This is a genomic window from Pseudoduganella sp. jia 9, from assembly GCF_055502615.1.
In genome coordinates this window covers 237,513-249,628 of the sequence record NZ_JBUPWE010000009.1, presented here as the reverse complement: position 1 = coordinate 249,628, position 12,116 = coordinate 237,513, and the positions used below count along the sequence as shown (strand labels likewise).

The following is a 12,116-nucleotide window of genomic DNA, read 5'->3' as shown; positions in this document are numbered from 1 at the left end:
GACTGCACAGGCGCCAATGCGAACGTTGGCACCTCCCACCAGAAACTCCCTGTACTTACCCGGGCAGCGGTTTGCCTTCGATCCGGAAACGCCTGGATACTCGGAACCCTCGGGTAACGCCGCGTGGATCGGAAACGAGGGGAACGGCGAATTCCTGCTCGCTGAGCAGGACCAGGCGCCATACGATGCCTCCGAAGAAGCGAAACGTCAGTACATTCGGCGGCAGCAGGCTGAGGTCGGCAAATGTGCCGGTCGAGTACATCGCACCCAGCACGGCCGTATCGACCAGCGTCATATCGGAGCTGAACATATAGATGCGCAGCATGTCTTCGAACGGAATGTCGTCGGTGAAGAAGATGATGCGGCAGCCTTGCCATTCCACGGCAGCTTCGAGCACGGCTCCGGGCACGATCAGGCCGGTGGGTCTGCCGTTTATGAGCAATTCGGACGAGGCGAGCTTCGATTCCATATTGGGTGACGTAATCCGTGCTGTGAATTCCGCGGGTGGAAGTAATCTCACGAGCCTTCCCTACCAAATGAAACCAGCGCCAAAGGCTGCAAGAGCACCTCCGACAAACGCACCGATAGTCACGCATACGGGTGCACCAGGGCCGCACGCCAATCCGGCAAGAGCGCCCGCAGCAATGCTTCCGCCGATTCCTGCGGCGGTCGTCGTCAACTCCCGTTTTACTGCGGTAGATCTGTTACGAGCGGTGAGAACGTTGTACGTCGATAACGCCAGCGACAAGAGAATGATACTGCGGCCAAGATATGACAGTCGTCGCACGTTGCGGGTGATCGTGGGATGAGATCTTCCGGCCGACGCGACGATTTCCGCGAATACGCGGTTCTGCTTTGATGGCGAGAGCTTCGTGAAAACAGCGCCTTTCCCGAACAGCTTCGAGGTCTTCTCGGCGACCAGTGCGTTCAGGCCTCGCCCCTCGGCTTTCGTGCGTTCCGCGAAGGCGCGGGCAACAGGAGTGGTATGCGACCTGGTGAGCTGCATGACTGTGTTGCGCGTGGTCTGGGCCTGCTCGGCGGCTTGTACCCACGTCAATTGCCCGCTTGCGACCTGCCGGCGGAGGTTGTCCGACATGGCCTTTATCTCGCGCACATAAATCCGGCGTGCGGTGGAGTCTGTTTCCAGATGCGTTCCAACGCTGGTCGTTGTCGCTTCCAGGGACTTGATCGCGTTGTCGAACACTTCTTCGTCTGACTGCTGCATGGTGACCTCCTGTCAAAGATGTCTGACAAGAGTATTGGTGTGGAGTGAAGCGGCACTTGTAGGAGCGCAAGATCAAGCGCTTTGGCAGTTAGTGATATCCCCCGCTGGCGGCTGCCGCTCTTTGATTTTCCAAACTTAAGAAATGCTAGGGATTTTTCTTTTGGAATCAGTGAACTTAGGCGGTGACTCGACGAATTGCGGGCATGGATGTATTACAAATGGAGATCCGAGCGCCTCAAGGAGAACGCAGGAAGGGTCGGAGGTCTTTCGAAGCGGCCAGACAGGGACCAGAAAACAAAAAGCCCACGAACCGAAATTCGTGGGCTTCCTGAAAAATCTTGGTAGGCCGTGCGGGATTCGAACCTGCGACCAACGGATTAAAAGTCCGCTGCTCTACCAGCTGAGCTAACGACCCAAGGTAAAACACATCAATAAAACTGAGCAACCAAGCTCGGCAACATCTGCAAGTGGTAGGCCGTGCGGGATTCGAACCTGCGACCAACGGATTAAAAGTCCGCTGCTCTACCAGCTGAGCTAACGACCCCCTGCAAACTACGATGATGCTGCTTCTTTCGAGTGGTAGGCCGTGCGGGATTCGAACCTGCGACCAACGGATTAAAAGTCCGCTGCTCTACCAGCTGAGCTAACGACCCTCCGAAAGAAGCGGGATTATAGGATGGCCCGGCCGTTCCTGTCAAATGCTTAGGAGCATCGAATTATGGCCGGCGCACATCGGTAGCCGTCTTTGCGCGAAGGCCGTGCCGGCATCGGTGACAGGCACCGGCACGGACACGGCCTCGGCACGAACAGGGAACGCTTACTTGCCGCCCAGCCGTTCCTTGGCGGTGCGGGCCGCGGCCGTGTTCGGGTAGGCCTTGATCAGCTCGTTGAGCGTCTTCTTGGCGTTGTTGACGGCTTTCAGCTCGGTCTGGCAGGCGGCGACGGTCAGCAGCGCGTCCGGCGCTTTCGGGTTGTCCGGGAAGTTCTTCACGAAGGCCTGTTGCGAGGTAATCGCGGCCTTGCAGTCGCGCTGCAGGTAAAGGGCGCTGCCGAGCCAGTACTGGACGTTGGCGGCATAGGCGGAGCCGGGGTAGCGCTTGCCGAAGTTCTGCAGCGACGTGGTCGCGGCTTCGTAATCGCCTTCCTTGAACTGCTGCATGGCGGCGTCGTAGGCATTCTGCTCGGCCTGGTCGACCGAGGCCGTCTGGCCGTCGATTTCCACCTGGCGCGGTTCCAGCGCGCGCAGCCGCTTGTCCATGTCGGCGTACAGGTCCTTCTGGCGTTTCGAGGCCACTTCGATCTCGTTCTGCAGCACTTCGACCTGGCCGCGCAGGCGGGCGATTTCCTGCATCGTCTGGTCGTGCTGGGCGATCAGGTCCAGCGTCGACGTCTTGTCCGCCTTGGTGTCGAAGCGGCTGTTGACGTCCTTCGTCAGCGCTTCCAGTTTGGCGCGCAGGTCGAGGATCGCGCGGCGCGCTTCGTCGTCGTCGAAGACACCGGCGGAAGCATGCAGGGAGAAGGCGGCAACGGCCAGCGCGACAGCCGTCTTGGTGAATTTGATCATGTTCTCAACGCTCTCAATGAAAAAACGGGGCAGGGCGCAGTATAACTTGCGCGCTGCCCCGTGGCGGGTGTCGACTCGTCGACCCGGAAATTACTTGTAGACGATGTCGGCGCGGCGGTTCTGTGCCCACGCTTCTTCGTTGCTGCCGGTGGCTTTCGGCTTTTCCTTGCCCAGCGAAACGGCTTCGATCTGGCCGTCGGCCACGCCCAGCGCAACCATCGAACGCTTCACGGCTTCGGCGCGCTTCTGGCCCAGGGCCAGGTTGTATTCGGCGCCGCCGCGTTCGTCGGTGTTGCCTTGGATCAGGATGTTGCGGTTGGTGTTCTTCGTCAGGTAGCCGGAGTGGTTGGTGACGACCGACTTGCCGTCTTCACGCACTGCGTAGCTGTCGAAGTCGAAATACACGCTGCGCTGTGCCAGCACGCCTTGTGGATCGTCCAGCGGGTCGATCGACTTGGTTTCCACCGGTGCCACGGCACGGGTGTCCTGCGCTGCCGCTGGCGCTTCGGCCGGCTTGCTTTCCACTACCGGTGCCGGCTCGGAAACCTTGACGGGGCTCGAGCAAGCTGCCAGCAGGGCCGCGCTGCTGATGATGAAGGCGATGCTTTTTACGTTACGCATGTTGATTCTCCTGGTCATTGTGAAAGGTCTTTACTGCCTGTTTTACTTCATGAAAGGACCCCAGGTGGGCTCCTTGATTGCTCCGGCCTGAATGGTCAGGCGTTGCTTGACCCGGCCGTCCACCGACACCACCGCCAGCGCCTTGCGCCCGCCCGATTCGGTCGAGTACAGGATGTACTTGCCGTTCGGAGCGAAGCTGGGGGCCTGGTCGTTGGTGTTATCCGACAAACGTTGCTCCTGGCCGCTTGCCAGATCCAATACATAGAGCTGGAAGTTGCCGTTGCGCCGGGAAATATAGGCCAGCGTCTTTCCATCGGAGGAAATGCGCGGGCTGATGTTGTAGGTGCCGTTGAAGGTCACGCGCTGGGCATCGCCGCCGTTGACGCTCATCCGGTAGATCTGCGGGCCGCCGCTGCGGTCGCTGGTGAAGTAGATCTGCTGGCCGTCGGCGGAAAACTGCGGCTCGGTATCGATGCCGCTGCTGTTCGAGATGCGGCGGATGCCGCCGCCGCTGCTGTTGGCGATGTACACCTGCGTGTTGCCCGTCTTCGACAGGGCCAGGGCGATGCGGCTGCCGTCCGGCGACCAGGAAGGCGCCGAATTGCTGCCGCGTTCGTTGGCGATCACGGTGCGCTGGCGCGTGATCAGGTTCTGCACGTAGATGACCGGCTTCTTCTGCTCGAACGAGACGTAGGCCACCTTGGTGCCGTCCGGCGACCACGACGGCGAAATGATCGGCTCGTTCGACGACAGCGCCAGCTGGACGTTCTCGCCGTCCGCATCCGCCACTTCCAGGCGGTACGACTTGCCCTGCTGCGTCACGTAGGCGATGCGGGTGGCGAAGATGCCGCGCACACCGGTCAGTTTTTCGTAGACGTCGTCGGCGATCTTGTGCGCAGACAGGCGGGTGAACTGCGCCGGCGCCTGCTGGTCCAGTTGCGAGATCTTCGTGTTCTGGATCGTCGACATCAGCTTGTAGCGGACGTCGTAGGTGCCGTTCGGCTGTTTCTGCACGGTGCCCACCACCAGCGCATCGGCGCCGCGTGCCTTGTAGGAGGCGGCATCGACCGCGTTGATGTCGGCGATCGTGCCGGCATCGATCACCTTGAAGGCGCCACTGCGCTCCAGGTCGGTCTTGATGACCTTGGAAATCTGTGTCGGCGACTGGCCCTCGTCGACGAAGGCGGCCACGGCCACGGGAATCTGGTTGCTGCCGACGCCCGAGATTTCCACGCGCAACTGCGCCTGGGCGGTCAGGCTGGCCAGCACGCCAGCGGTGAGGAACAAGGTGTGTAGTTTTTTCATGGTCAAGGCAAGTCTTTCAAATTAAACGTCGCGTTGATATCCCGTTCCACCGTGCCGTCTTTCTTTTTCGGCAGAGGCGACGATTTGGTAATCGCGTTCTCCACTGCGGCATCGTAGGCGGGGATCCCGCTGCTCTTGATCTTTCGGACCGAAATGATTTCCCCAGTCGGCAATTGCGAAATCTTGAACACGGCCTGCGGATTGCCGGAAACGTCCTGGCTGCCCGCATAGCTGATGTTGCCCTTGATCTTGGCCGTGATCGCGGCCACGTAGCCACTGTCCATGCGCGGCGCGGTCGATTTCTCGGCCGAGCCCGTACTGCCGGAGGCGCCGCCCGTGATGCGCTGCATCGTCTCTGCGCGGAGCTTGGCGATTCGGTCAGCCTCTTTCTTTTCCGCGGCCTTCTTCTCGGCCAGCTGCTTTTTCTTGGCCTCGTCTTCCTTTTTCTTCTTCTCGGCCGCTTGCTTCTGCTCGGCCAGGCGTTCCTTTTCCTCTTCCTCGCGCTTCTTTTCTTCTTCTTTCTTCTTCTGCTCGGCGAGCTTGCGCTCTTTTTCGTCTTCGAGCTTCTGCTTGCGCTGTTCCTCCGCCTTTTCGGCGGCGATGCGCTTTTCCTCTTCCTTCTTCTTCTCGCGCTCTTTGCGCAGCGCGATCTCGGGATCGGGCTTCGGCGGCGTCACTTCGCGCGGCGGCGGCGGCGCCACCGGGGTGGGTGGCGGCGGGGCCGGCTCCGGCTCCGGTTGCGGCTCCGGCGTCGGTTCCGGTTCCTCGGCGGGCGGCGGCGGCGGCGCGGCCTGCTGCGTCGTCAGGTCCCACACTTCCGCTTCCACGGCCACCGGCTGCGTACTCTGCCAGTTGATGCCGATGCCCAGGAACAGGAACAGCAGCGCGTGCGTCGCCAGCGCGAGACCGAACGCGCGCCAGCCGCTGCCATGCCGGGGCACCCGGTACGGGCCGCCCCTGTTTGCTTCACTCGTCGCCATGCCTTACTTCGTCGCCAGACCGACGCGGTTGATGCCCATTTTCTTTGCTTCCGAAATCAGCTGGATCACGTCGTCGTACTTGCTTTCCTTGTCGCCAGCGATCAGCACCGGATAATCGGGATTATCCTCGTGCAGCGTCGCCAGCTTGCGCACCAGTGCATCGCGGTTCGGCGCCGTCTCCGGCGCATCGGCATTCTTGCCCGCGATGCCGATCGACAGCGCACCGTTGGGTTTCAGCGTGACCTGGATGTAGGCATCCGGCGGGCGCACCGATTTTTCCGCATGCGGCAGGTCGATCGAGCTCGGGTTGTTCGAGCTCGGCATCACCATGAAGATGATCAGCAGGCACAGCATCACGTCGATGTACGGCACCACGTTGATCTCGGACTTCAGCTTGCGGCCGCGGCCGCCGCGCATGCTGCCGCTGTTGAAGGAAGACGCCATGCTGTACCCCTATCGCGACTGACGCTGCAGGATGTTGGAGAATTCCTCGACGAAGCTTTCAAAGCGGATCGCCAGGCGGTCGATGTCATGCGAAAAACGGTTGTAGGCCACCACCGCCGGAATTGCCGCGAACAGGCCGATCGCGGTGGCGATCAGTGCCTCGGCGATGCCCGGCGCCACGGCCGACAGCGTGGCCTGCTGCACATTGGCCAGGCCGCGGAACGCATTCATGATGCCCCACACGGTGCCGAGCAGGCCGATGTAGGGCGATACGGAACCGACCGAGGCCAGGAAGGCCAGGTGCGATTCGAGCACGTCCATCTCGCGCTGGAATGCGGCGCGCATCGCGCGGCGGGCGCCGTCGAGCAGCGCGCCGCCATCGAAGCTCTCGCGGTTGGCCGCCACGGCCTGCTTGCCCTTGATGAATTCGCCCATGCCCGCTTCGAAGATGCGCGACAGCGCACCGTTGTTGGCGCGGTTGCTGCTGGCGGCCTGGAACAGCTGGTGCAGGTTGCCACCGGCCCAGAATGTCTTTTCGAAATCGATCGTCAGGCGGCGCGCGGCGCGCACGTCGAACCATTTCTTGAAAATGTACGTCCAGCTGACGATCGAAAGGCCGAGCAGCAACGCCATGATCAGCTGAACGATCAGGTGCGCGTTGGAGATGAGGGCGATGAAGGAAAGATCTTGAGAACCGTTCATTGATGAATTAGTTAGAATAGTAAGTACGGCAAAAGGTCACGCTGGCGATGACGCGGCTCTGTTCTCGACGTTATGCGACATAGTCGCGCATGCGGCTGGCCACGTCGTCGGGCACGGCACGCGGATGCAGCGCGGAATCGACACAGCCGATCTTGACATGCGCGGTATTGAGCAGGGTCGTGCCACGCCATGCCTGCTGCCGGAATACGACAGAGGCACGGCCAAGCTTCTCGATAACTAGTGTTAATTCTAGGGCATCGTCCAGTTTGGCCGGCGCATGATAGTCCGCGCTCACGTTCTTCACCACGAACATTGCATCATGCTCTTCCAGCAGCGCCTGCTGGCCAACGCCAATCGCACGCAACCATTCGGTGCGGGCGCGTTCGAAGAACTTCAGGTAATTCGCGTAATAAACGATGCCGCCCGCGTCCGTATCCTCGTAGTAGACACGGACTTTCCAGGTGAACTCTGAAGGCATGATGAGATTGCTACAAGTGTTATTAGGCAACATTCTACGTCATTTAGCACGCAACGTTGCCAAAAGTTTGCTGACAGTATGTCAAGCTGATCAGTTAATCAAATTCGCTGAAATCGACCAATACTTGTAACAAACGCTTACGATTGGTTCACCAGGGCAACTCGGCGCCGCTCATTGACCGGCCTGGCAACCGGCTCAGCCAACACGCTTCACGGCCAGCGGACCGGCCGCCTGGCAGGTCGGCATCAATTCGATCATGTTGATGTTCACGTGCGGCGGCAGCGTGGCGATCCAGTAAGCGGTGGCGGCAATGTCGTCGGCCGTCAGCGGCGTGGTGCCTTCGTACACTTTCGCCGCCGCGGCATCGTCACCCTTCAGGCGCACGTTCGAGAACTCGGTGCCGCCGCACAGGCCAGGAGCGATATTGGTGGCGCGCACGCCGGTGCCCACCAGGTCCGAACGCAGGTTCAGCGTGAACTGGTCGACGAACGCCTTGGTGGCGCCATACACGTTGCCGCCGGGGTAGGGGAAGCGGCCGGCCACCGAACCCAGGTTGATGACCAGGCCGCTGTTGCGTTCCACCATGCCCGGCAGCACGGCGCGCGTCATCGTCACCAGGCCGGTGCAGTTGGTGGCGATCATGGTTTCCCAGTCTTCCAGCTGGGCTTCGTGCGCCGGGCGCACGCCGAGCGCCAGGCCGGCATTGTTGATCAGCACATCGATATCGCGCCAGCCGTCCGGCAGCGCCGCCAGGGCCGCATGGATCGCCGCCTTGTCGGTCACGTCCAGCGGCACGGCGCGCACGTTGGGGCCCAGTTCGCCGGCCAGCGCTTCGAGCCGGTCCTCGCGGCGGCCCGAGATCAGCACGCGGTGCCCGTTGGTGGCGAAGATGCGCGCCATCGCGGCGCCAAAGCCGGCGGTGGCGCCGGTGATGAAGACGATCATGAACGTTCCTCGAGGTTGCGGTTGGTCGGACAGGGCCGGCAAATGCCGGTCAACCCCGGATTGTAGCTGAAACATCAGTGTTGTGGTCGCGCTACCAACGGCGCCGGCGGGCCTGCCGGAGGCAGCTTCCTTGCTCTCGTACAGTACATCACATACAATCTCGGCTCCATTTATGTCTCACGTAACTGGCGAAAAGCGCTCGGGTGCATCGGCACCGCGCGCGAAAGGTGGGTATCCACCGGGGAACGTGAGATGTCACAACGCCGTTCGCCTGGGCAGCCAAGATGGAATCGTGCGGATGTGCGCGCGGTCGGGCTGCCCATGTCTCTCCGGCCTTCGTCATTCGATCCTATCTGCCAGTCCTCATCGGAGTAAATTCATGTTTGCAAAAGATCACAACCTCGCATCCGTCGACCCGGAACTGTTCGGCGCCATCCAGAACGAGAACAAGCGCCAGCACGACCATATCGAACTGATCGCCTCGGAGAACTACACGTCGCCGGCGGTGATGGAAGCGCAGGGCTCGCAACTGACGAACAAGTACGCGGAAGGCTACCCGGGCAAGCGCTACTACGGCGGCTGCGAATACGTCGACGTGGTGGAGCAACTGGCGATCGATCGCGTGAAGCAGCTGTTCGGCGCCGAAGCGGCCAACGTGCAGCCGAACTCCGGTTCGCAAGCCAACCAGGGCGTGTTCTTCGCCGTGCTCAAGCCGGGCGACACGATCATGGGCATGTCGCTGGCCGAAGGCGGCCACCTGACGCACGGCATGGGCCTGAACATGTCCGGCAAGTGGTTCAACGTGGTGTCGTACGGCCTGACCGCCGAGGAAGACATCGACTACGCGGCCATGGAAAAGCTGGCCCACGAACACAAGCCGAAGCTGATCATCGCCGGCGCATCGGCCTTCTCGAAAAAGATCGACTTCGAACGCTTCGCCGCCGTGGCCAAGGCCGTCGGCGCCTACTTCATGGTGGACATGGCCCACTACGCCGGCCTGATCGCCGCCGGCCTGTACCCGAACCCGGTGCCGCACGCCGACTTCGTCACGTCCACCACGCACAAGTCGCTGCGCGGCCCGCGCGGCGGCATCATCCTGATGAAGGCCGAGCACGAGAAGATCATCAATTCGGCGATCTTCCCCGGCATCCAGGGCGGCCCGCTGATGCACGTCATCGCCGGCAAGGCCGTGGCCTTCAAGGAAGCGCAGTCCGATGAATTCAAGGCTTACCAGCAGCAGGTCGTGAAGAACGCCGACGTACTGGCGAAAACGCTGATCAAGCGCGGCCTGCGCATCGTGTCCGGCGGTACCGAGTCGCACGTGTTCCTGGTCGACCTGCGCGCCAAGAACCTGACCGGCAAGGAAGCCGAGGCGATCCTGGGTTCGGCCCACATCACCTGCAACAAGAACGGCATCCCGAACGACCCGCAAAAGCCGTTCGTCACCTCCGGCATCCGCCTGGGCAGCCCGGCGATGACCACGCGCGGCTTCAAGGAAGCGGAAGCGGAAGAAGTGGGCAACCTGATCGCCGACGTGCTGGACAACCCGAACGACGCCGCCACCATCGAGCGCGTGAAAGCCGCCGTCAAGGTGCTGGCCGACAAGTACCCGGTTTACGCGTAATCGACGCGTTGCTACTATCGGGGCGCCGGGCTGTAAGGCCCGGCGCCTTTTTTTGATCCCATTCCGGTCCCTTCATGAAATGTCCGTTCTGCCAGCATGACGAAATCCACGTCCTCGATACCCGCGTATCGGAGGAGGGGGATGCGATCAAGCGCCGGCGGCGCTGCGGCAAGTGCGACAAGCGCTTCACGACATACGAGCGGATTGAACTTTCGATGCCGTTCGTGGTCAAGAAGAATGGCAGCCGCACCGAGTACGCGGAAGCCAAGCTGCGCGGCAGCCTGATGCTCGCGCTGCGCAAGCGCCCGGTGGCCGCCGCGGCCGTCGACGATGCGGTCAAGGCCATCGCGGAAAAACTGCTGACGAGCGGCAAGCGCGAGGTCGACTCGAATTACATTGGCGAACTGGTGATGGCCGAGCTGAAGCGGCTCGACAAGGTGGCGTACATCCGCTTCGCCTCCGTCTACAAGAATTTCGAGGATCTCGCGGAATTCCAGGATGCCATCGAAGAGGCCGGCCAGGAGCGCAAGCGGCAGGAGTAAGGCCGGCCGTCTCGCCATCATCTTCTTCCCTTGGGTGCCCTTGGGTGCCCATGGGTGCTCGTGTCCGTCAACTTGCGAAAACGATTGCAAGGCAATTGCAAGCCGTCCGCGCAGCATTCCTCCAGAAAATCCCCGTCAGGCCAACTCGTCCTTGAGAGGGCGCAACCGCTCCAGTCCGCCACCGTCTATCTTGAACGGCATTCTGACGGGAGGCCACGATGCGCCATGTTGCCGGGTTTACGTTGCTCGAAGTGCTGGTCGCGTTACTGGTGCTTGCACTCGGGCTGATTGGCGGCACCGCCATGCAGCTGCATGCGATGCGTGCGCGGCACGAGTCGGCGCTGCTGTCGGCGTCGGCCCGGATCGCCGCCGCCATGGCCGAGCGCATGCGCGCCAATGCCGGGCAGGTGCCGTCCATCTATCTTGGTGTCGATTACGACGCCCATGCCGGACCCGTGCCGGCCGCGCCGGACAATTCCTGCAGCGATGAGCCCTGCGATGCCGCGCAGATCGCCCGGCTCGACATCCACGAACTGGCGCGCCAGGTACACGCCGGCTTGCCCGCAGGGCGCGCGCGCATCTGCCGCGATGCGCAACTGTACGTGGCGGGACGCTTGCGCTGGGAATGCAGCGGTGCGGCGGATGATCCGGTCGTCGTCAAGATCGGCTGGCGCGGCAGGCGGCCGGACGGCACGCCGGACGGGGACGGCCGGCGCGGCGCACTGCCTGGCGTGGCGATCGCCGTGGCGGGAGCCCGGCCATGACGCAGCGGCGCCGGCAAGCCGGCATCGGCCTGGTCGACATGCTGGTGGCGCTGGCCCTCGGCCTGCTCGTCACACTGGCGGCGGCGGCGACGCTGCTGCTGGCGAACCGGGGTTTTACCCACCAGGCGGCCAATACGCGGCTCGACGACGGCGGCCGCTACGCGGCTGAACTGCTCGGCCAGGCGCTGCGGCAGGCGGCATGGGCGGACCTCGATGGCGGCGCGCCGCCGGCGGATGGCGATGCCGGCATCGGCGGCCTCGATAACCGCACGCTGCCGCGCATGGCGGCCGGCCTGGACGGGGCACTGCCGGCCGGCTCCCTGCACGGCAGCGACGTGCTGGCCGTGCACTTCGGCGGGCTTGGCGGTGCCGGCGGCGACGGGTCCGTGGTGGATTGCGCCGGCTTTGCGATCGGTGCCGGTGAAGCGGGCTGGAGCATCTTCTATGTCGGCCTCGCCGACGATGGCGAGACGGAACTGCGCTGCAAGTACCGTGCGCAGTCGGGCAACTGGAATGCCGATGCGATCGTGCGTGGCGTCGATTCATTCCAGGTGTTGTACGGGCTCGACCTGGACGATCCGGCGGACGGCATTCCCAACCGCTACCTCAACGCCAGCGCCATCCGGGCACTCGATGCGGCCCTGGCGCTGGCCGGGGCGACGCCGGGAGAAAGGGCGCAGGACCTGCGCCGCAAGACGCACTGGAAACGCGTCGCCGTGGTGCGCGTGGCCTTGCTGCTGCACGGCGAAGCGCTGTCGCGGACCGGCTCGCTGCCGGTGCGTTACCACCTGTTCGGCACGCCAGCCACGCCGGACGACCCGGGCACCGTGGTCGACGAAGCCACGCTGGCCGGGCCGTTGCGCTGGCGTGCCCGGCGGCTGTTCGAGCAGGCCGTGCTGCTGCGCAACCGGGACGGTTGACG

General features: G+C 62.8%; 14 protein-coding genes, 3 tRNA genes and 1 riboswitch. Of the genes, 4 read left to right on the top strand and 13 right to left on the bottom strand.

The features are described from left to right. Nucleotides 1–55 precede the first annotated feature (55 nt). The 13 genes from ACY34H_RS13690 to ACY34H_RS13630 all read right to left on the bottom strand — a co-directional run bounded on the left by ACY34H_RS13690 (nt 56) and on the right by ACY34H_RS13630 (nt 8,264). Complete coding sequence (locus ACY34H_RS13690; RefSeq protein WP_464978032.1) at nt 56–469, bottom strand: hypothetical protein; 414 nt, start codon at nt 467–469, stop codon at nt 56–58. Nucleotides 470–529: 60 nt separating this feature from the next. Beyond that, nucleotides 530–1,225 (bottom strand): hypothetical protein, encoded by a 696-nt coding sequence (locus tag ACY34H_RS13685; RefSeq protein ID WP_464978031.1) that lies wholly within the window; start codon nt 1,223–1,225, stop codon nt 530–532. Nucleotides 1,226–1,564: 339 nt separating this feature from the next. After that, nucleotides 1,565–1,640, bottom strand: a tRNA-Lys gene (locus ACY34H_RS13680). Between the two features lie 53 nt (nt 1,641–1,693). Next, a tRNA-Lys gene (locus ACY34H_RS13675) sits at nt 1,694–1,769 on the bottom strand. Between the two features lie 33 nt (nt 1,770–1,802). Continuing rightward, a tRNA-Lys gene (locus tag ACY34H_RS13670) sits at nt 1,803–1,878 on the bottom strand. A gap of 164 nt (nt 1,879–2,042) precedes the next feature. After that, nucleotides 2,043–2,789, bottom strand: a complete 747-nt coding sequence (gene ybgF / locus ACY34H_RS13665) for a tol-pal system protein YbgF (protein WP_464978030.1) — start codon at nt 2,787–2,789, stop codon at nt 2,043–2,045. A gap of 90 nt (nt 2,790–2,879) precedes the next feature. Then, nucleotides 2,880–3,410, bottom strand: a complete 531-nt coding sequence (gene pal / locus ACY34H_RS13660) for a peptidoglycan-associated lipoprotein Pal (RefSeq protein WP_464978029.1) — start codon at nt 3,408–3,410, stop codon at nt 2,880–2,882. Nucleotides 3,411–3,452: 42 nt separating this feature from the next. After that, entirely contained in the window at nt 3,453–4,715 is a 1,263-nt protein-coding gene (tolB, locus tag ACY34H_RS13655; RefSeq protein ID WP_464978028.1) for a Tol-Pal system beta propeller repeat protein TolB, read from the bottom strand. Between the two features lie 2 nt (nt 4,716–4,717). Next, nucleotides 4,718–5,695, bottom strand: a complete 978-nt coding sequence (gene tolA, locus ACY34H_RS13650) for a cell envelope integrity protein TolA (RefSeq protein ID WP_464978027.1) — start codon at nt 5,693–5,695, stop codon at nt 4,718–4,720. A gap of 3 nt (nt 5,696–5,698) precedes the next feature. Continuing rightward, nucleotides 5,699–6,139, bottom strand: a complete 441-nt coding sequence (locus ACY34H_RS13645) for an ExbD/TolR family protein (protein WP_464978026.1) — start codon at nt 6,137–6,139, stop codon at nt 5,699–5,701. Between the two features lie 9 nt (nt 6,140–6,148). Further along, the gene (tolQ, locus tag ACY34H_RS13640) at nt 6,149–6,841 is read right to left on the bottom strand and encodes a protein TolQ (protein WP_464978025.1); all 693 of its coding nucleotides are present in this window, start codon (nt 6,839–6,841) and stop codon (nt 6,149–6,151) included. Between the two features lie 70 nt (nt 6,842–6,911). Continuing rightward, nucleotides 6,912–7,319, bottom strand: a complete 408-nt coding sequence (gene ybgC / locus ACY34H_RS13635; RefSeq protein WP_464978024.1) for a tol-pal system-associated acyl-CoA thioesterase — start codon at nt 7,317–7,319, stop codon at nt 6,912–6,914. Nucleotides 7,320–7,514: 195 nt separating this feature from the next. Continuing rightward, nucleotides 7,515–8,264, bottom strand: a complete 750-nt coding sequence (locus ACY34H_RS13630; RefSeq protein WP_464978023.1) for an SDR family NAD(P)-dependent oxidoreductase — start codon at nt 8,262–8,264, stop codon at nt 7,515–7,517. 171 nt (nt 8,265–8,435) lie between these two features. Further along, nucleotides 8,436–8,548, top strand: a riboswitch (ZMP/ZTP riboswitch). A gap of 95 nt (nt 8,549–8,643) precedes the next feature. Between ACY34H_RS13630 and glyA the strand changes: the two genes are divergently transcribed. From glyA to ACY34H_RS13610, 4 genes are all read left to right on the top strand, one after another. Beyond that, the gene (glyA, locus tag ACY34H_RS13625; protein ID WP_464978022.1) at nt 8,644–9,888 is read left to right on the top strand and encodes a serine hydroxymethyltransferase; all 1,245 of its coding nucleotides are present in this window, start codon (nt 8,644–8,646) and stop codon (nt 9,886–9,888) included. Nucleotides 9,889–9,962: 74 nt separating this feature from the next. Next, nucleotides 9,963–10,430 carry a transcriptional regulator NrdR gene (gene nrdR, locus ACY34H_RS13620; protein WP_137316776.1) on the top strand — a complete coding sequence of 156 codons (468 nt, stop codon included), beginning with the start codon at nt 9,963–9,965 and terminating at the stop codon, nt 10,428–10,430. Between the two features lie 218 nt (nt 10,431–10,648). Then, a complete protein-coding gene (pilV, locus tag ACY34H_RS13615) occupies nt 10,649–11,194 on the top strand; it encodes a type IV pilus modification protein PilV (RefSeq protein WP_464978021.1) in 546 nt (181 codons plus the stop codon). Continuing rightward, on the top strand, nt 11,191–12,114 hold the full coding sequence (locus ACY34H_RS13610; RefSeq protein ID WP_464978020.1) for a PilW family protein: 924 nt from the start codon (nt 11,191–11,193) through the stop codon (nt 12,112–12,114). The genes pilV and ACY34H_RS13610 overlap by 4 nt, the downstream gene beginning before the upstream one ends. Nucleotides 12,115–12,116 lie beyond the last annotated feature (2 nt).